This is a genomic window from Lachnospira pectinoschiza, from assembly GCF_900103815.1.
Lineage (GTDB): Bacteria > Bacillota > Clostridia > Lachnospirales > Lachnospiraceae > Lachnospira > Lachnospira pectinoschiza_B.
The window spans coordinates 587346-606946 of sequence record NZ_FNHZ01000001.1; the positions used below are offsets into that span (position 1 = coordinate 587346).

General features: G+C 34.3%; 17 protein-coding genes. 16 read left to right on the forward strand and 1 reads right to left on the reverse strand.

Features of this window, described 5'->3' with window-relative positions; translation table 11 throughout:
* Nucleotides 1-21 precede the first annotated feature (21 nt).
* From BLQ66_RS02495 to BLQ66_RS02505, 3 genes are all read left to right on the forward strand, one after another.
* Nucleotides 22-2754, forward strand: coding sequence for an ABC transporter ATP-binding protein/permease (locus BLQ66_RS02495; protein ID WP_074520769.1), 2733 nt, complete (start codon nt 22-24; stop codon nt 2752-2754).
* An 87-nt stretch (nt 2755-2841) separates the two neighbouring features.
* Nucleotides 2842-3936, forward strand: coding sequence for a transglutaminase domain-containing protein (locus BLQ66_RS02500; RefSeq protein ID WP_074520770.1), 1095 nt, complete (start codon nt 2842-2844; stop codon nt 3934-3936).
* A 222-nt stretch (nt 3937-4158) separates the two neighbouring features.
* Nucleotides 4159-4461: a YerC/YecD family TrpR-related protein gene (locus BLQ66_RS02505; RefSeq protein WP_027430265.1), complete on the forward strand. Its 303-nt coding sequence runs from the start codon at nt 4159-4161 to the stop codon at nt 4459-4461.
* 60 nt (nt 4462-4521) lie between these two features.
* Here BLQ66_RS02505 and BLQ66_RS02510 read toward each other — a convergent pair whose 3' ends face one another.
* The gene (locus BLQ66_RS02510; protein ID WP_027430266.1) at nt 4522-5202 is read right to left on the reverse strand and encodes a DUF1836 domain-containing protein; all 681 of its coding nucleotides are present in this window, start codon (nt 5200-5202) and stop codon (nt 4522-4524) included.
* Between the two features lie 328 nt (nt 5203-5530).
* Between BLQ66_RS02510 and BLQ66_RS02515 the strand changes: the two genes are divergently transcribed.
* From BLQ66_RS02515 to BLQ66_RS02575, 13 genes are all read left to right on the forward strand, one after another.
* Nucleotides 5531-6214, forward strand: coding sequence for a PspA/IM30 family protein (locus tag BLQ66_RS02515; RefSeq protein ID WP_027430267.1), 684 nt, complete (start codon nt 5531-5533; stop codon nt 6212-6214).
* Between the two features lie 72 nt (nt 6215-6286).
* Nucleotides 6287-7258, forward strand: coding sequence for an SPFH domain-containing protein (locus tag BLQ66_RS02520; RefSeq protein WP_074520771.1), 972 nt, complete (start codon nt 6287-6289; stop codon nt 7256-7258).
* Nucleotides 7259-7430: 172 nt separating this feature from the next.
* Nucleotides 7431-9959: an ATP-dependent helicase gene (locus BLQ66_RS02525; protein ID WP_074520772.1), complete on the forward strand. Its 2529-nt coding sequence runs from the start codon at nt 7431-7433 to the stop codon at nt 9957-9959.
* Between the two features lie 74 nt (nt 9960-10033).
* Complete coding sequence (locus tag BLQ66_RS02530) at nt 10034-10303, forward strand: DUF4366 domain-containing protein (RefSeq protein ID WP_074520773.1); 270 nt, start codon at nt 10034-10036, stop codon at nt 10301-10303.
* A gap of 188 nt (nt 10304-10491) precedes the next feature.
* Nucleotides 10492-11934 (forward strand): 23S rRNA (uracil(1939)-C(5))-methyltransferase RlmD, encoded by a 1443-nt coding sequence (gene rlmD, locus BLQ66_RS02535; protein WP_074520774.1) that lies wholly within the window; start codon nt 10492-10494, stop codon nt 11932-11934.
* Nucleotides 11935-12167: 233 nt separating this feature from the next.
* Nucleotides 12168-13676, forward strand: a complete 1509-nt coding sequence (locus BLQ66_RS02540; RefSeq protein WP_074520775.1) for an amino acid adenylation domain-containing protein — start codon at nt 12168-12170, stop codon at nt 13674-13676.
* Nucleotides 13676-14167: a GNAT family N-acetyltransferase gene (locus BLQ66_RS02545; RefSeq protein WP_207645129.1), complete on the forward strand. Its 492-nt coding sequence runs from the start codon at nt 13676-13678 to the stop codon at nt 14165-14167. Before BLQ66_RS02540 ends, BLQ66_RS02545 begins: the two co-directional genes overlap by 1 nt.
* A 57-nt stretch (nt 14168-14224) precedes the next feature.
* Nucleotides 14225-14629, forward strand: coding sequence for a winged helix-turn-helix transcriptional regulator (locus BLQ66_RS02550; protein ID WP_083330236.1), 405 nt, complete (start codon nt 14225-14227; stop codon nt 14627-14629).
* Between the two features lie 138 nt (nt 14630-14767).
* Nucleotides 14768-15538, forward strand: a complete 771-nt coding sequence (locus BLQ66_RS02555) for a heparan-alpha-glucosaminide N-acetyltransferase domain-containing protein (RefSeq protein ID WP_074520776.1) — start codon at nt 14768-14770, stop codon at nt 15536-15538.
* Between the two features lie 109 nt (nt 15539-15647).
* The gene (locus BLQ66_RS02560) at nt 15648-17015 is read left to right on the forward strand and encodes an HD-GYP domain-containing protein (protein ID WP_074520777.1); all 1368 of its coding nucleotides are present in this window, start codon (nt 15648-15650) and stop codon (nt 17013-17015) included.
* 180 nt (nt 17016-17195) lie between these two features.
* Nucleotides 17196-18515, forward strand: coding sequence for a Na+/H+ antiporter NhaC family protein (locus BLQ66_RS02565; RefSeq protein ID WP_074520778.1), 1320 nt, complete (start codon nt 17196-17198; stop codon nt 18513-18515).
* A gap of 122 nt (nt 18516-18637) precedes the next feature.
* Complete coding sequence (locus BLQ66_RS02570) at nt 18638-19153, forward strand: hemerythrin domain-containing protein (protein WP_074520779.1); 516 nt, start codon at nt 18638-18640, stop codon at nt 19151-19153.
* Nucleotides 19154-19316: 163 nt separating this feature from the next.
* Nucleotides 19317-19598 (forward strand): autorepressor SdpR family transcription factor, encoded by a 282-nt coding sequence (locus tag BLQ66_RS02575; protein ID WP_074520780.1) that lies wholly within the window; start codon nt 19317-19319, stop codon nt 19596-19598.
* The last annotated feature ends 3 nt before the right edge of the window (nt 19599-19601 follow it).

A 19601-nucleotide genomic window follows, 5' to 3' on the forward strand; every position in this document is an offset into this window, starting at 1 on the left:
AAATTAATTAGGAGGATGATTATGTTAGAGCTCAATCATATTCGTAAGGATTATGTCAGCGGAGACATGACTGTTACAGCCCTAAAGGACATTAACCTAAGATTTAGAGATTCAGAGTTTGTCTCTATTCTTGGTCAGTCGGGTTGTGGTAAGACAACAATGCTTAATATCATTGGCGGTCTTGATAAGTACACAGAAGGTGACTTAAAAATCAATGGTATTTCAACAAAGGACTATAAGGATAGAGACTGGGATGCATACAGAAACAATTCCATTGGTTTCGTATTCCAGAGTTACAATCTTATTCCTCATCAGACTATTTTGGCAAATGTAGAGTTGGCCTTAACTTTATCAGGCGTTTCAAAGTCTGAGCGAAGACTTAGAGCTAGCGAGGCTCTTGAAAAAGTAGGTTTAAAGAAACATTTGCATAAAAAACCAAATCAGCTATCGGGTGGTCAGATGCAGAGGGTTGCCATTGCAAGAGCTTTGGTAAACAACCCAGATATTTTACTTGCAGATGAGCCAACAGGTGCCCTTGATACAGAAACTAGTGTACAGATTATGGAGCTTTTAAAGGAAATCTCAAAGGATAGATTAATCATTATGGTTACTCACAATCCTGAGCTTGCCATGAAGTATTCCACAAGAATTGTAAAGCTTCTTGATGGTGATATTACAGACGACTCTAATCCATATACTTATGAAGAGGCCCATGCCGATGCTGAAAAGAAGAGACAGGCTATAAAGGAAGCTAAGGAAAAGGCTAAGAAAGCCAATAAAGCTGAGAAGAAGGCTGAAAAACAAAGAAAGAAGGCTACAAAGACTCACATGTCTTTAATGACAGCTCTTTCTCTAAGTTTTAATAACCTTATGACAAAGAAGACTAGAACTCTTTTAACAGCTTTTGCAGGAAGTATTGGTATTATTGGTATTGCCCTAATCTTATCTATTTCAAATGGTATTCAGTTATACATAGATAGAGTGCAAAGAGAGACTCTTGCAAGTTACCCAATTCAGCTACAGGCAGAAACAGTGGATGTAAGTAGTCTTATTAGTTCCTTTATGGGTGAATCCTCAAATTCATCTGATGGAGATTCATCAGGAGAAGAAAAAGATGAGAACAGAGTATATAGCTACAATATCATGTCAGACCTTCTTAATACTATGGTTTCTGAGGTTACAAAGAATAACCTTAAGGAATTTAAGGAATATGTTGAAAGTGGCGAGTCAAATATTAATGACTATGTACAGGATATTCAGTATAAGTACAGCGTGCCTTTAAACATTTACTCATCAGATACTTCAAAGGGGGTTACACAGTTAAACCCTAACACAATGTTATCTAGCTTCTATGGTGGAGCAAGCACAACTACAAGTCAGTCAAGCTTGAACTCAAGCACAAGTATGTTTAGCGTATCTTCAGAGACTTGGGTGCAGTTACTTGAAGACCAGGATGTACTTGATTCCCAGTATGAAATGCTTGCAGGTAACTGGCCAACAGCCTATAACGAGGTTGTTTTAGCAGTTAATGAGAACAACGAAATCGATGATTATACATTATATGCCCTTGGTTTAAAGGATATGGATGAGTTTGATGAACTCTATAAGGCAGTAATGTCAGGCGAGGAGTACACAACTGAGAATACAAGTTATAGCTATGATGACTTACTTGGTCTTTCATATAAGTTAGTACTTCCAACAGATTATTATAATTACGATTCTGAAACAGGCACATGGAAAGATATGTCTGAAGATGATGTTTATATGACAAATGTAGTCAATAACGCAGCGGATATTAAGGTAGTTGGTGTGGTTCGTCCATCAGAAGATGCAGTAAGCACATCTATGACTAACAATATTGGTTACACTAAGGAATTAGTGGAATACGTTATTAATCAGGTAAATGATAGCGAAATCGTTAAGCAGCAGCTTGCAAATCAGGATGTAGATGTATTTACAGGAATTGAATTTAATGCAGGTGAAGACGAAGAGATTACAATGGAAGACGTTTATGCCTATATTGCAACTCTTTCAGAATCAGAGGCAGCAGCAACAAATGCCATGATTTCGCAGATGACAGAAGAGCAGGTATTAGAAAGCTTTAAGTCAGTTTTAAGCCAGACAACAGATGCTACATTTGAAGGAAACAAGTCAATCCTTGGTATATGCGACCTATCAAGCCCATCGGGAATTGATATTTACGCAACAGGTTTTGATGCTAAGGAAAAAATCGAAGATATAATTGCAGATTATAATCAGATGCAGACAGATGCTGGAAATGAAGACAACACAATTAGCTACACAGACTATGTAGGAATCATTATGAGTAGCGTAACAACTATTATTAATGCCATTTCTTACGTATTAATTGCCTTTGTTGCCATTTCCCTTGTGGTATCTTCAATCATGATTGGAATTATTACATACATTTCAGTTCTTGAAAGAACTAAGGAAATCGGTGTACTTAGATCAATTGGTGCCTCAAAGAAGGATGTCTCACATATCTTTAATGCAGAGACACTTATTGAAGGCTTCGTATCCGGCGCACTAGGTATAATTATTACACTTATCCTTTGCATACCGGCCAACGCCATTATTTACAATTTAACATCTATAAAAAATGTTGCTCAGCTCCCAGTTACTGGCGCAATCGTACTTATCATAATCAGTATGATTCTTACATTAATTGCAGGTTTAGTTCCAGCTAGAATCGCAGCTAAGAAAGATCCAGTTGTAGCTTTAAGAACAGAGTAGTATAATAAATATAGTAATGATAAGCTTTAGGTTCATTATGGGCCTAAAGCTTTTTTAGAAGGTGAACAATTTGGGAGTGGGGGATTTATGAATAATAGGTATTTGAAAATAATACAGGCCTCGATTCTTTTATTTGCAGCAGTTTTGGTGATTTATGTCTTTACAAAACTAGGGGAGACTAATTCTTATGAAAATGAAACACAGCCCGCTGAAACTGTTGCATCAAAACTAGATAATCCAGATAAGCTTACAGGAGAAAACATAGAAAATCTCGACAACATTTTAGCAAAGGTTAAAGAAGAAGAGACTTATGATCCAAGTAAGCTTATTTCTAGTGATAATCAAAGGGCAGATTTAGATATAGCCAATGGTACTGGTAAGCAGGTAAGTGAGGTTGCAGCAGATAGTGATAGCGATAACGATTATGAAAGTAGTTATGAATTTAGTGCAGCAACTTATCCGTATAGGGCCATGCTATCAGAGGATGAGGCCCTTGATTATGACCAAATTTATGAGGCCATAACTAAGCTTGAAACTAGTGTTACATTAGTTAATAGCGTTACCATTTCTAGCATTAAAAATATAATGATTGCTATATTTTCAGACCATCCGGAGTTATTCTACATTAACACTAATTACACCTATTGTTATACAAGCTCCGGTAAGGTTTTATCTGTGGAGCTAGAATATAACACCACAGCAAGCTCGCTACAAACTAGTAGGACTAAGTTTTTAAAGGCGGCTGCAGAAATTATAAATGAAGCCTCTGCCTTAAAGACAGACCTTGAAAAGGAACAGTATGTTTACGAGCAGCTTCAAAAGAATTGTAGTTATGTAAATGATTCTGAGATGAATCAAAGTGCTTATTCTGCACTGGTAAATAAAGAAAGTGTTTGCGCAGGTTATGCTAGGGCTTTTCAATACATTTTAATGCAGCTAAATATACCTTGCTACTTTTGCTCAGGTTACGTTGGCACTGGAAATCACGCTTGGAATATTGTCTATATAAATGGAGAATATTATAATGTGGACCTTTCTTGGGATGATGCCCTAGGAGAGGCAACAGGGGCTTATTCATACACTTACTTTAATATTTCAGACACAGCCATTGGCCTTGATCATTCACGAAGAGACTTATCTGTTAAATTGCCAGAATGCAAGACTAGCCTAAAGTTAGAATAGTATACTTTAACGCTTGAAAATTTTAATTAGATGGTTTAGAATTCATGTCGGGAATTTTCTATAAAGAAGTATTAATTTTAGGAAAAACTCTTTACTGTAAAACTTTAGAGTGGTAAAATTGTAAAGTAAAAGACATTTAGTTTAGAGGAATTTATAATAATGAAATGTCTGTTTTATTGTAGTAATTGACTTGTATGAATTAACTATAAAGGAGACTATCTGATGAACAATAAGTTAAAAACACCAGAGGTTGAGCAATTATTTAACGCAATATTAAGCCTTAAGGATATGTCAGAATGTTACGAATTCTTTGAAGATATCTGCACAATTAATGAATTACTTTCATTATCGCAGAGATTCGAGGTAGCTAAGATGTTAAGAGAACATAAGACATATTTAGATATCGCCGAGAAGACTGGTGCATCAACAGCAACAATTAGCCGTGTGAATCGTTCCCTTAATTACGGTAACGATGGCTATGATATGGTCTTTGATAGATTACACCTATTAAATGACGAAGAATAATAGTTAATAATAAAGCCCTATAATAGATAATCTATTATAGGGACTTTTTTAATTTATTAATTATTTACTTTCTTTCTTAGATTCCTTCTTGGCTTCTTTTTTAGCTTCCTTTTTCTCAGCTTTAACAGCCTTCTTCTTCTTTGATTCCTGCTTAGCATTAAAATCATCGATTAAGTTCTCAATGATGTTCTTCTTCATATAAACATCAAAGCTTAAAAGGCATACTAAAGAGAAGAGCTGTAAGAATTCTCTTTCATCCTCGTCCTCAACATCCTTAAAAGAATCATTGGCAATTTCTGACTTCTTAATAACATCCTTTGATAAGTAGTCAATCTGAGTCTTCTCAAGTAAGTAAATCTCATTGTAAATAGTCTCAAGATCTGGCTTTGAATCAGTATCAAAGAACTTATCTGTCAAAGGATTAAGTATCTTTTGAATATCACTTATAAACAAGATGTTCTTGAAATAATAAATGAAAGTAAGGATGTAAATGTGCTCCTTTGAATACTTCTTCTTAACAGGGGCAGGTAATAAGTTATTCTTAGTGTAGTTGTTAATCATAGTCTTTGTAAGAATCTTATCATCCTCATGGCGCTTCACATCGCTTAAATGTTCGTCCATGAAAGTTGTCACCTGATCCATATATAGATTGATGTTAGGAACATCATTTGGCTTTATATAATTAAGTTTTACTAATTTCTTTAAAAGTGCGTTAATAAACGCTTTATTATCATCATTCATAGTTATATTTATGAACCTCTTTTCAGTATTTAGTATTGAATAGCTTAAAATGCGTTCAAAGTTTATTATATAGAAAAAAATTTTATATAGCAAGTAGTATTGAAAACTAGATGACATTATTAATAATATTTTTTAGAAGTCATAAAAAGTGTTTGAAAATGCATAAAATAAGTCTTAAAGTGCAGTCTTTTACCTTTGTAAAATATCAGTCTTGTGATAAATTTAAATTGCCTAAGGAAATAGAGATAGGTGACAAGAAATTAAATTTATATTATAATGAAACAAATTAAATTTGTTTTACCCTTGTAAGGGAGATTTGGAGGAAAACATGGGAATTTTAACAAGATTTAAGGATATTATGAGTGCTAATATTAATGCATTACTTGATAAGGCTGAAGATCCAGAGAAGATGATTGATCAGTATTTAAGAAATCTTGAGAAGGATTTAGCAGAGGTTAAGGCTGAAACTGCTTCAGTTATGGCAGAAGAGGCTAGAACTAAGAGAGAATTAAACGAATGTAACGAGCAGATCGCTAAGATGCAGTCATATGCTGAGAAGGCATTACTTGCAGGTAACGAAGCTGATGCTAGAACATTCCTTGAAAAGAAGCAGGTATTAGTTTCAAATCAGGCTTCACTTACACAGCTTGCACAGACAGCTGAGGCAAATGCTACAAAGATGCGTCAGATGCATGATAAGTTAGTTAAGGATGCTGCTGAACTTGAAGCTAAGAGAGATACAATTAAGGCTAAGGTTAAGGCTGCAAAGGCTCAGGAAAAGATTAATAAGGTAGCAAGCAAGGGCATGGGCGCAAGCTCTAATATGGCTGCATTTGAGAAGATGGAAGCTAAGGCTGACAAGATGCTTGATGAAGCTAATGCAATGTCTGAGCTTAACAAGCTTGAAGAAGACAATAACATCGATAGTTTAACAGCTAAGTATGATGCAAATCCTACAAATCAGGCAGTAGATGATGAATTAGCTGCTCTTAAGGCTCAGATGGGTCTATAATAAAGAGCTATTAGTCTTTTATTACTACAAAGGCGTAGGAAATAAATTTTAAAGAAATTCTAAGGAGACAAAATGGGTATTTTTGGTGGTCAATTTGCCAATGTTGTGGAATGGAATGAGTTTAAAGATGATGTCATTTTCCACAAGTGGTCAAACAATGAAATAAAAAAAGGTTCTAAACTTATTCTTAGAGCAGGACAGGACGCTATCTTTATGTATAACGGAAAGATAGAGGGTATCTTTAAGGATGAAGGTGAATACAATATTGAAACTGATATTATTCCTTTCCTTTCTACTCTAAAGGGTTTTAAGTTCGGTTTTAACAGTGGTTTAAGAGCTGAGGTTTTATTTGTTAACACTAAAGAGTTTACTGAAAAGTGGGGCACTAAAAACCCAGTAGTTCTTGCCGCACCACAGCTTAATTTACCAGGAGGTCTTCCAATAAGAGCCTTTGGTAATTATTCTTTTAAGGTAGATGATTACATCACTCTTATTGATAAGTTAGCTGGCGTTAGAACAGAGTATAGAGTAGAGGATGTTAAGCTTAGAGTGTCTGCCGTGGTTGATCAATTACTTATGAAATGGATTGCTACGGAAGGTAAAGACATTTTCAATCTTCAAGCTTACAGCTTACAGATTTCAGCAGGTATTAAGTCAGATCTTGATATGGAATTATGCAAGTTAGGTTTTAATGTTACAGATTTTAACATTGCTAGCGTTTCATATCCAGAAGAAGTTACTAGAATGCAGAACAAGGCAGCAGCTCAGGCCATGGTTGGAGATATGAATAAGTACACTAATATTTCTATGGCTGATGGAATGTCAAAGGGCGGTTCAAGCCTTGCTGGTGATATGGTTGGTGCAAGTATGGGAATGGCTCTTGGCTCACAGATGGTAAATTCAATGAATAATGCTAATCAGGGAGCGAATGCAGGTCTTACAAATCCTACATTAAATGGTCAGATTCCAAAGTTTTGTCCTAATTGTGGCACACCAACAACAGGAACTAAGTTTTGTGGAAATTGCGGAACAAAGTTAATTTAGTTAAATGTGATAATAAAACCAATATAAAAATATTTGTTTTAAAGAAATCCTAGTGTTAGAGCCTATTGGCATAATGCTAGGATTTCTTTTTTCGAAAAAATGTTCTTTTTAAAATTCATTTATGCTATAATATTTTTTGTTTGAGATTTAAGAAGATTATTGAGAGGTAAATATGAATTTAAGTGGACTTAATAGAATGCAGAAGAAGGCTGTTGAGACAACTGAGGGCCCATTGCTTATTATTGCCGGAGCGGGTTCTGGTAAAACTAAGGTTTTAACAAGCAGAATTGCATATTTAATAGATGACTGTAAGGTAGCCCCTTACAATATTTTAGCCATTACCTTTACTAATAAGGCAGCTAAGGAAATGAAGGAAAGAGTGGATTTAGCTGTTGGAGAGAATGCAGGTAAGGTTTGGGTTTCAACTTTCCACTCAACTTGCGTGCGTATTTTGAGAAGATATATAGATAGAATTGGATATGATAACAACTTTACAATCTATGATACAGAAGATCAGAAAAGTGTCATTAAAGAGATTTGTAAGAGATTTAATATAGATACTAAGATGCTTAAGGAACGTTCAATTATGAGCGCAATTTCTAAGGCTAAGGATGAGTTACAGGCTCCTGCAGATTATGAACTTTCAGTAGGTGGAGACTATAACGGAAGAAGAATTGCTCAAGTTTATAGAGAATACCAAAAGCAACTTCGTCTTAATAATGCCCTTGATTTTGATGATATTATTTTTAAGACTGTAGAACTTTTTGAAAAAGATGATGAAGTTCTTAATTACTATCAGGAGAAGTTCCAGTACATAATGGTAGATGAGTATCAGGATACTAATACATCTCAGTTTAAGCTTATTAGTTTACTTGCTGATAAGTATAGAAACCTTTGCGTAGTTGGTGATGATGATCAGTCAATTTATAAGTTTAGAGGTGCTAATATCACTAATATCTTAAGTTTTGAGACTACATTTGACGGTGCCAAGGTTATTAAGTTAGAGCAGAATTACCGTTCAACTCAGACAATTCTTAATGTGGCTAATGCAGTAATTAAGAACAATAGAGGCAGAAAGGATAAGGCCCTTTGGACAGAGAATGGAGAAGGGGATTTGGTAAATTTTGCTCAGTATGATTCAGGCTTTACAGAGGCTGAAGGCGTTGTTTCTATGATTGCCGAGAAGGTTAGAGATGGATGGGATTATAATGACATTGCCATTCTTTATAGAACTAATGCCCAGTCCCGTGCCCTAGAAGAAAAGCTACTTATGCGTAATATTCCTTACAGAATCTATGGTGGTGTAAGTTTCTATCAGAGAAAGGAAATTAAGGATTTACTTGCTTATTTAAAGACTATTGATAATGCTAATGACGGTCAGGCAGTTAAAAGAATCATTAATATTCCTAAGCGAGGAATTGGAGATACTACAATTAACAACATTCAGGAATACGCTGATAATAATGAGATTACTTTCTGGGATGCCTTAACTGAAATTGATAGCATAGATTCTATCAAGCGTGGTGCAGGTAAGGTTAAGCCTTTCGTAGATTTAATTGAGAAGTTTAGAGAAAGACTTGATGATATATCTCTTCATGAATTAATTGAAGAAATCTTAGAGGAAACAAGATATATTGATAGCTTACTTGAAAAGGAAGAAAGAGAAGAAGTTGATGCTCGTAAGGACAATATTAACGAATTAATTTCTAAGATAGTAAGTTATGAGCAGACTTGTAAGGAAGAGGAAATTGAGCCTACTCTTTCAGGCTTCCTTGAAGAAGTTGCCTTAATTGCAGATATTGATAATTTAGATGAGTCAGAAAAGCAGGTAATGCTTATGACACTTCATTCAGCTAAGGGTCTTGAATTCCCTATAGTATTTATGACTGGTATGGAGGATGGCCTTTTCCCAAGTTATATGACTATTACAAGTGATGACCCAACTGAGATTGAAGAAGAGAGACGTCTTTGCTATGTAGGTATTACAAGAGCTAAGAAGGAACTTTATTTATCTGCAGCTAAGATGAGAATGATTAGAGGAGAGACTCAGAGTTGTAAGGTTTCTAGATTTATTAAGGAGATACCTGATGAGTATCTTAATATAGAGAATAACTGCACAGGTTATAGTAATAACAAGAATATTAGTTACGGTGGGGATGAGGATTATTCTTCAGGTCATAAGACTAATTTTAGAGCAGTTGGAAAGAGTATTTTATCAGCTTATGGTTCAGGTAAAACTAAGGAATATGAAAGCAAGAGAGTTCCAATAGGTAAGAGCTATTCTTCAAGTTACGGTGGCAATGCTTATAAATCAAGTTATTCATCTTCTGCAAGTGCATATACAACTAAGCCTAGCCAGAGTAATTCAGGCTTTAAGACTAATAATACTAAGGTGGGCTTTGGTAAGGAATTCCCAATGGATCTTTTTGATTTAAAGAAAGATACAAAGAAGGATTCAGCTTATAAAAGAAGCAGTAATGTAAGTGCCTTTAAGACAAGTAAGGAAGGCCCAAGCACAGGTCTTGGCGGAATTGAAAGTCTTGGATATAGAGAAGGTGATACTGTTTTACATGCAAAGTTTGGTGAAGGAATTGTAAAGAAGATTGAGGAATCACCAAGAGATTTCATGGTTACAGTAGATTTTGATGAGTTTGGAATTAAGCGAATGCTTAGTCAATTTGCAAATCTTAAGAAAAAGTAAAGTTTATTGCAACATTAAATTTACTATGATATAATTCATATTAAAGATTGACCGTGATTGAAAGGAGAGGGCATATGAGTAAGGACAAAATTGATGAAATCATTGCTGCTACTAAGCTTAATGATATTCTACATAAGAAGGATGTAGAAGTTAAGAAGACTAAGAAAGTTAATGTTGTTGTTATCGTACTTGCTGTATTAGCAGCAGTTGCAGCAATTGCAGCTGTAGCATATGCAATTTATAGATATTTCACACCAGATTATTTAGATGATTTTGATGATGATTTCGATGACGATGACTTCGATGATGATTTTGATGATGATGATTTTGAACTTGAGAACTAGTCAGAATGCTGACTAAAGTCATACATTGACTTATTTGCTGGTCTATTAGATAAAGAATTTAAGCTCTTTCTATCTGCGGATAGGAAGAGCTTTTTTGTGTTTTTAAAGGCCTTCTTTTTGTTGATAGAAATAGTTTTTATATGTTAATATGGTTAAGCTATTTATTGGATAAAGATTGGAGTAAGAATTTGAAAAAAGGTGAAGTTTATACAGGTAAAGTTATATATGCAGATTTTCCAAACAAGGCAGTAGTAGAGCCTATAGCTAAGGTTGATAAGGGTGATTTATCTGCGATGGAAGTTGTTATTGCCAATGCAAGTTTCCTTCCTATGGGTGAAGAAGAGCCAGCTAGAGTTATTGTTAAGAACTCTATTCCAGGTCAGGAAGTAAGCTTTATGGTTAATAAAAAGAAGCATGGTAAGTGCGAAGGTAGATTATTAGAGGTTATAAAGAAAGCTCCTAGTGAAATTAATGAGGCCTGTCCACATTTTGGTAATTGTGGTGGCTGTGTGTATCAGACAGTGGATTATAAGACACAGCTTGAAATGAAGAAAGAACAGGTTAAAAAGCTTATTGATGCAGTAGCTAAAACTGATTATGAATTTGAAGGAATCCTAGGCAGTCCTAAGTTTGAAGAATATAGAAATAAGATGGAATTCTCCTTTGGAGATGAATATAAAGATGGTCCATTAGCCCTTGGCCTTCACAAAAGAAACAGCATGTATGACATTGTTAATGTTTCAGGCTGTAAGATTGTAGATAAGGATTACAGTAAGATTCTTGACTGCGTTAAGGACTGGGCTAGCAAACATGAACTTAAGTTTTTAGGCAAGAACAGCCATGAAGGTTATTTAAGACATTTACTTGTACGTAAGGCTGTTAAAACAGGTGAAATTCTTATAGATTTAATAACAACAAGTCAGGAAAATCATGATTCTAAGATTAGTGAATTATCTGATGCCTTATTAAAGCTTGATTTAGAAGGAAAGATTGTTGGTGTATTACATACACTTAATGATTCTATTGCCGATGTTGTAATTAACGAGGGCACAGATATTATCTATGGTCAGGACTTTATTACAGAGGAACTTCTAGGTCTTAACTTTAAGATTGCAGCCTTTGCTTTCTTTCAGACTAATTCTTTAGGTGCCGAAGTACTTTATTCTAAGGCAAGAGAATATGTGGGAGAAACTAAGGATAAGGTTATTTTTGACCTATATTCAGGAACAGGTACAATTGCCCAGATTTTAGCTCCAGTTGCAAAAAAGGTCATTGGCGTTGAAATCGTTGAAGATGCAGTTAAGTCTGCTAAGGAAAATGCTAAGCTAAATGAACTTCATAACTGCGAATTTATGGCTGAAGATGTCTTAACAGCTCTTGATAAGATCGAGGATAAACCAGACTTTATCGTTCTTGATCCACCAAGAGATGGCATTAATCCTAAGGCTCTAGAAAAGATTATTGATTATGGTGTAGATTCCATGGTTTATATTTCATGTAAGCCAACATCACTTCAAAGAGATTTAGTGATGTTACAGGAGAGAGGCTACGAGATAAAGAAGGTCTGTCTTGTGGATATGTTCCCTGGAACTGTGCATGTGGAGACTGTTTGTTTAGTATCTAAGCTTTAATAAATGTGGAGTGGCAAGTTTATGCTTGCCGCTCTTTTTTTACCCTCTTTTTCATAATAATTTCCTCTAAATTAGCAATTAATCCAAAATTTTATACTCTCCTAAGTCCCTATCCATGCAAAAGTATCATGGATGATACTATGTATCAAGAAACTGCGTACTTGTTAAGACTAAAGTTTATCCCTTATTATAAATGCGTAACAGGGAAACGGTATTGACATAGGAGTTTTAAGATGAATAAGAAGAACACAATTATTGAGAAGTTTATGGAAGTCCTAAAGAAGGATAAGGATGCATGTGTGGTATTTGATAATAATAGAAGTCTATCAAGGGGAGAATTAATGGAGATGGTTGATTCTATTGCTACACAGATTCCAAAAGGGTCAAAGAGAGTAGGAATTATAATGGATCATTCAGTTGAAATGATTGCGGCAATTTTTGCAGCTTTAAGAGTGGGAGCAGCCTATATTCCAGTTGAACCATTTTTTCCAAAAGAGAGAATTAAATTTATGATGGAAGAAGCTGAGGTAGATGTTGTTATTACAAATGAGAAGCACGCACACATTTTAGCTGATATTAAAAAGATTATTGTAAATAAAGGATATGATTTTAGAGAAGCAGCTAAGGTAAATGAAGTTAGTAAAAGAAGAGAAAGTCTTAATAATATAGATTATAATCCTGAGGATTTGGCATACATTTTATACACATCAGGAACCACAGGTAAGCCAAAGGGTGTGGCAGTTACGAATGCCAATGTATGTCATTATGTGAGAGCTTTTTCTAATGAATTTAATCCTGGCAAGGGTGATATAATGCTTCAGCATTCGGTATGCTCTTTTGATATTTTTGTGGAAGAGGTATTTACAACACTTTTATCAGGGGCTTGTCTTGCAATTCCATCAGATGAGGAAAGAAAAGACGTTAAAAAATTAATAGAATTTATAAGACGTAATAAGGTGACAATGCTTAGTGGATTCCCTTATCTTTTACAAGAGATTAATGAACTTGATGAAATTCCAGCTAGCATTCGACTCCTAATTAGCGGTGGCGATGTAATTAGAGAATCTTATGTAACTAATCTTTTAGGCAAGGTGGAAGTTTATAATACTTATGGTCCTTCTGAGACCACAGTTTGTGCCTCTTATCTTAGATGTAGTAAGGAAAATGTATTGCCAGACGGAACATTTCCAGTGGGTAAGCCTGTACTAAACACAGACATTAAGATAATGGATGAGAAGGGCAATGAATTAGCACAAGGCGAAATTGGTGAACTTTGTATCTTTGGGGATGGAGTTTCTAATGGCTATATTGGTGATAGAGCCAAGGAAAACGAAAGCTTTGTAGAAACAAGCCAGGGCAGAATGTATAGAAGTGGCGATTTGGGTTATGTGTTAGCTGACGGCAACATTGCATTTTTACACAGAAAAGACAGCCAGATTATGATTAAGGGTAAGAGGGTTGAAGTTAGTGAAGTGGAAAATGTAATGGCTAAATCTAGTCTTATTAAGCAGGTTTATGTATCGCCTAATATAGATAAGAGCAATTTGTATTATATGGTTGCTTATATTGTTGTTGAAGATGAAAATGTAGACCTTTCAGAAATTACTAACTATTTGAAGGATTATTTGACTGATTTTATGATTCCTGAGTATTTTGTGGAGTTAAAGAGTCTGCCCCTTAACCCTAATGGTAAGGTAGATAAAAAGGCCCTTCCTAAGGTGTATAGAAAGGTGGCAGCTTAGTGGAAAATTTATTTATAAAAAGCCTTGGAATTAATGACTTAGAAGAGCTTTTAAAGATTAGGATGGAAGTTTTATCTAATGTATTTGCTTTGGAAAAAAAGGACATGTCAAAGGAAGATTGGGAAGCAATTAGAAGAGAAAATGAAATCTATTATAGAGAAGAATTAGAAAAAAATGGACATTTTGCTATAGCTATCTATGACGGAGAAAACTTTGTAGGATCAGGGGGATTGTGCCTTTATAAGGAGTTACCCTCCCCTGATAATATGAGTGGAAAATGCGCCTATCTTATGAACATTTATGTTAGAAAAGAATATAGAAGGCGTGGAATTGCAGCAAAAATTTGCAATAAGCTTATAGACAAAGCTAAAAGAGAAGGAATAAAAAAGATTTATCTTGAAAGCTCAGAGATGGCTGTTAATTTATATAAGTCCTTAGGCTTTGAGGAAATGAATGGTTACTTTAAGCTAAATATGCTAAAATGTAATTAACAAATTCGGTAAATTAAATACTAAAATAGATGTAAAATACTATAATTGGAGGTTTATATGTCAGTAAAGAACGAAGATTATATGCCCTACGAGGAATATTTGGTGGAGGTTAAGAAAGGCATTTTAACAAAGGATGGTCATTGTCCTGTTACTCCACTACTTGAGATGCTTTCAGGAAGATGGAAGTCTCAGTTAATGTATGAGCTTTGCATATATGACAGCGTGAGATTTGGTCAGCTAAAAAAGGACCTTGAAGGGATTACAAATACTATGCTAACAAAGAGCTTAAGAGAGCTTGAAGAGGATGGCCTAGTTAATAGAGTTCAGTTTAATGAGGTGCCACCGCATGTGGAATATTCCCTTTCAGATATGGGAAAGGACTTGTTACCGGTCTTTTATTCTATTATGAACTGGGGCTTTAAACACGAAAAGGAAATTTACGAATCTAAAGAGGATAAATAAATATGCAAAGAAAGCGACACAGTAATTTGTGTCGCTTTTTTACATAACTTATTTGCTAACCAATTGACGGTCATAACTCTTAGTATTTATAATCAAGTAGATTAATTATAAACATAATATTAGAAAAAAGAGGATTTTATGGAAAAGACTAATAAAAGATTACATCTACTAGATGCCTATAGAGGCTTTGTAGTTCTTAATATGATAGCCTATCATTTTTGCTACGACTATTTTGTGTTATTTAGTGGAGAGGGTAATTGGATTTTTAATAAAAATGTATATATATGGGAGCAGTACATTTGCATATCCTTTATCTTTCTCTCTGGCTTTGTCTGGAACTTTAATACAAGAAGTAAGCTAAAGAGGGGCCTTATTGTAAGTTTGTTTGGCGTTTTATTAACTCTTGTTACAGCGGGACTTGGCCCGGATATTGCTATTTATTATGGGGTGCTATTTTTAATTGGTGCTTCTATGCTTATATTAATACCACTGTCTAAATGGCTAGATAAGCTGCCTTCAATAGCAGTATTTTTGTTGTCTTTCTTTCTGTATTTGTTTACATTTTCAATACCAGCAAGACATCTTGGAATACATAAATTAAAGCTTATTAGTTTGCCAGACTATCTATACCAGCATCAGGCCTTAGTGCCCTTTGGCTTTTTAAAGGAAGGCTTTGTTTCAGCGGATTATTTCCCAATTATGCCATGGTTTTTCCTCTTTATTGCAGGCTATGCCTTTAATAGAGTTCTAAAGGATGGGGGAGTCTTTAGTAGAGAAAAATTTATGAAGATAGCTTCTATTAAGATTCCGATTTTGGATTTTTTAGGAAAGCATAGTTTGTTTATTTACCTTATTCATCAGCCAATTTGCATGGGAATATTAACGCTTGTATTTTGGGGAAGAGCTTAGTAAAATTAATTTGTGTATTTATATAATGTTATTAATGACTATGGGAAATGTAAAAGATTTCTGTTATATTTAAGCTGTAACAGGTAAAATTTTTTATTGGGGTAAAGCAGTGAAAAAGATTTATAAGAAAAGAGCAATTGTGTTTTTTGCCTTGGCACTTGCATTATTAGTGGCTATGCTATTTGCAAGTATTATTAGGACCAAGCTTTATAATAAAAAGCAGCATTGCGAAATATATGATTCAAGTGAATATTTAAATACAAAGGTTGTAGGAGATTATTTGGTGATTCAGTCTTTACCAAGAGCAAGTACTTGGGGTAAGATTTTTGATTTTAACAATGAGGGCATCACAGAGAATAACTATAAGGCTTATACCTATGACTTTACAATTATGAATAATACCAAGGATAAGGTCTCAGAGTTTTACTTTGTGTTGACCTTTGATCAGGAGGTATTTTTATCTTCGGCTTGGAATGGCTCTCTTGAAGTACATCAATACGTGAATTCTAACGAATACCAAGCCACGGTTCCAGATATGCGTGAATTTAATAAAGAGGAATATGAATTTGATACAGTTACGGTAGATGGTGAGGATTTAATAAGATTAGAGGCAGGAGATTATTTAATCTACTATCCAAGTACATCTCTTAATGCTATGGAGATGCCAATAGGAAGTCATGAAGCAACAACTCCGGGAATTATAATGTATGTTCCTATGGATGATAAGATTATTGATTCTAGTTTTGAAATACAATATAAATTTCATAGAATAATAATTGCAGATACAATGTTTTGGGTATCCTTTATAGGCTTTTTAATGTGGATAATCATTTTGGCTATATATATAATTACCTATTTACAGATTAGGAAATATCAGGCTCAGCACGAGCGCGATAACAAGATTATCGTGGAATCGATTGAGACCTTTACAAGATTTATTGATGCTAAGGATCCGTATACCAACGGTCATTCAAAGCGAGTGGCAAGCTATACCAAGACTATAGCTAAAGAGCTAGGCTTTGAAGGTGAAGAGCTAGAACACATTTACTATATAGGTCTGCTACATGACTGTGGTAAAATCGGTGTTCCAGATAACATTTTAGATAAGCCAAGTAAGTTAACAGATGAGGAGTTTGAAATAATAAAGGCTCATACAATTATGGGTGGGGAGATACTAAGAGAGTTTAAGAGTTTGGAAAATGTTGAATTAGGCGCACTATTTCATCACGAACGCTACGATGGTGGGGGCTATCCAGTAGGTTTAGTAGGTGAGGAAATTCCATACATCGCAAGAATTATATGTCTTGCTGATGCTTATGACGCCATGAATTCCAACAGAGTTTATAGAAAGCGATTAGACAAAGAAGAGATAATTAGACAGATTGAGAACAACAAGGGCAAGCAATTTGATCCAAAGATTGCAGATGTGGTTCTTGACTTAATAAGAAATGACAAATTAGATAAAGAATATTACTAGAACAGTTATAGGGGGCAAAATAATTAGGTAACTTTTTTACAAAATAATAGCTATTATATAACCTGACCGCATTAGTCTATCTTTGTCGGTCAGGTTTTTTTACCCTTGAGAAAATGTTACATTTTTTGTAAAATAGAAAGGCATTTTTTTAGGACAAAACACATTTAAGGAGAAAGTAAAATGGAAAATGATGGTAAAGTAAAGGCTAATGGATGGGCTTTAATTCCCATAGCTATATTTTTAGTTTTATATTTAGGCAATGGTATCTTTTTTGAATATATTAGCCCAGTTGAGGGTCAAATGGGTTTTTATGTGGTATCAGTGGTTTTAGCATTTAGTATCTCTTTAATTTTTGCCTTTCTACAAAATAGAAAAGTAACTTTTGAAGAAAAGATACATCTATGTGCTACTGGAATTGGTGATGATAACATAGTGACTATGTTATTCATTTTCATATTAGCAGGCGCCTTTAGCGGAATCGCATCTGCAGCGGGTGGTGCAACAAGTACAGCTAATATGTTACTTAACATAATTCCAAAGGGCTTTGAGGTTCCGGGACTATTTCTTATTGCTTGTTTGATTTCAATGGCCATGGGAACTAGCGTAGGTTCAATTACAGTACTTGTGCCTATTGCAGTGGAAATCTCAGCAAACGGTGCATTATCTCTTGCTCTTTGTGTGGGAGCTGTTGTTGGCGGTTCAATGTTTGGTGATAATTTATCTTTTATTTCAGATACAACTATTGCTGCAACAAAGACTCAGGGTGTTGCTATGAAGGATAAGTTTAGAACTAATATTAAGGTATCCCTTCCGGCAGCAGTTATTACATTTGTGATTTTAGTTATCTATTCCTTTATGAATAAGGGCGAGACAATTGGAAACTTTGATTTTAATATTTGGCAGGCACTTCCTTATTTCCTTGTATTAGTATTATCAATTGTTGGTATAAATGTATTTATTGTGTTAACTATTGGTATTTTAAGCTTTGTGCTTGCAGGTGTGGTAACAGGAAGCCTAGTTTATGCAACAGCCCTTTCTTCAATTGGAACTGGTATTTCAGGAATGTTTGAGACTATGATTGTTACAATCCTAGTGGCTTCAATCACATCTCTTATTCGTAATAATGGTGGCTTTGAGGCTATTTTATCCTTTATTAGAAAGAGAGCTAAAAGTAAGGTGGGTGGAATGTTTGGTATATTCTCCCTTACAGCATTTATGGATATTGCAACAGCTAACAATACCGTAGCTATTGTAGTTGCAGCTCCTATTGCAAAGGAAATTGGCGATGAGTATGGGGTTGAGCCAAAGAAGGTGGCTTCATTACTTGATGTAAGTTCATGTATTATGCAGGGAATTATTCCTTATGGTGCACAGTTACTTGTGGCATCAAGCATTGCAGGTATTCCAAGTTTTAACTTTATACCATACTTGATTTATCCTTTTGTATTATGTTTATTTGTCATAATTTCAATAGTGTTTGATAGAAAGAAGAATAATTAGTTTATTAGAAAGCAGAGGCAAGAATTTGCCTCTGTTTTTTTAATTTAGTGGTTCTAGCCACAGAAAAGTATGAAGCAAAGTTATAAAATATTCTACTAAGAATAAGATTAAAGGAGTAACTTATGATTAGCAAGGAAATGATAGAAGATTTAAAACAAAGAGTAGATAAAGAGGCCTTAGCAGCTAATATGTCAGTGTCAGAATTAATATATGATATTAGAACTAAGCATCATAAAAAAGAGTTAGAGTTAATGGACTTTATAAGTTCAGATATAAAGAATTATGAGAAAATAAATACAGATCTAGATGATAAATTATGGGAGATTTTTGGAGAATTTAAAAGAATGTCTTTTGAATTAAAAGGACATTTTGAAAAGGAAGAATTGGAAGTTTTCCCAATGATGATTATGACAAATACTGATAAGAATGAGCTTTTATTAAAGATTAGTAATTTAGAAGATGAACACGGAAAAGCAGAAGAGAGAATTGTTGAAATGACTAAGCTATCAGATAATTTTACTTATAAAAAAGAAGATAGTAACCTATCCTTTATTTATAGAAAGATGCAGGAGTTATTTGCGGATATTTCAGAGCATGAGTCTAAGGAAAATGGAGTCCTATTCCCTAGATTCGAATAAAACTATTAGCCCTAAAGATTAGAAAATTCTAGTCTTTAGGGCTTTTTTATATTTCCAATTTAAAATATTTTTTAAATAGCTTTGACATTAAATTATTAAAGTGTTAATCTTAAGATGTAATTAAAATAAATTTTAAATAGCTATTTATAAAGTTTAAGCAATTATGAAGGAAGGTGATTATACGGCTAAGGCAAATATTTTTAAAGTATTATCTGATAAGCAAAGAAGAGACATATTAGTTATGCTTAAGGATGAAAGACTTAATGCAGGAGAGATTGCAGAAAAGTTGGGCATTAGCCCTGCAGCTCTTTCGTATCATTTGAAACTTCTAAAGGAAGCAGATTTAGTGATGGAATATAAAGAAAAGAATTTTATTTATTACGAAATTAATACAACAGTTTTTCAAGAGTTAGTTATGTGGATTAGTCAGTTTAAAGGAGAATAATAT

Bases quoted from the DNA above. Each gene is read 5' to 3' on its own strand.
- BLQ66_RS02495 (WP_074520769.1), top strand. From the start codon at position 22: ATGTTAGAGCTCAATCATATTCGTAAGGATTATGTCAGCGGAGACATG.
- BLQ66_RS02500 (WP_074520770.1), top strand. From the start codon at position 2,842: ATGAATAATAGGTATTTGAAAATAATACAGGCCTCGATTCTTTTATTT.
- BLQ66_RS02505 (WP_027430265.1), top strand. From the start codon at position 4,159: ATGAACAATAAGTTAAAAACACCAGAGGTTGAGCAATTATTTAACGCA.
- BLQ66_RS02510 (WP_027430266.1), bottom strand. From the start codon at position 5,202: ATGAATGATGATAATAAAGCGTTTATTAACGCACTTTTAAAGAAATTA.
- BLQ66_RS02515 (WP_027430267.1), top strand. From the start codon at position 5,531: ATGGGAATTTTAACAAGATTTAAGGATATTATGAGTGCTAATATTAAT.
- BLQ66_RS02520 (WP_074520771.1), top strand. From the start codon at position 6,287: ATGGGTATTTTTGGTGGTCAATTTGCCAATGTTGTGGAATGGAATGAG.
- BLQ66_RS02525 (WP_074520772.1), top strand. From the start codon at position 7,431: ATGAATTTAAGTGGACTTAATAGAATGCAGAAGAAGGCTGTTGAGACA.
- BLQ66_RS02530 (WP_074520773.1), top strand. From the start codon at position 10,034: ATGAGTAAGGACAAAATTGATGAAATCATTGCTGCTACTAAGCTTAAT.
- BLQ66_RS02540 (WP_074520775.1), top strand. From the start codon at position 12,168: ATGAATAAGAAGAACACAATTATTGAGAAGTTTATGGAAGTCCTAAAG.
- BLQ66_RS02550 (WP_083330236.1), top strand. From the start codon at position 14,225: ATGTCAGTAAAGAACGAAGATTATATGCCCTACGAGGAATATTTGGTG.
- BLQ66_RS02555 (WP_074520776.1), top strand. From the start codon at position 14,768: ATGGAAAAGACTAATAAAAGATTACATCTACTAGATGCCTATAGAGGC.
- BLQ66_RS02565 (WP_074520778.1), top strand. From the start codon at position 17,196: ATGGAAAATGATGGTAAAGTAAAGGCTAATGGATGGGCTTTAATTCCC.
- BLQ66_RS02570 (WP_074520779.1), top strand. From the start codon at position 18,638: ATGATTAGCAAGGAAATGATAGAAGATTTAAAACAAAGAGTAGATAAA.
- BLQ66_RS02575 (WP_074520780.1), top strand. From the start codon at position 19,317: ATGAAGGAAGGTGATTATACGGCTAAGGCAAATATTTTTAAAGTATTA.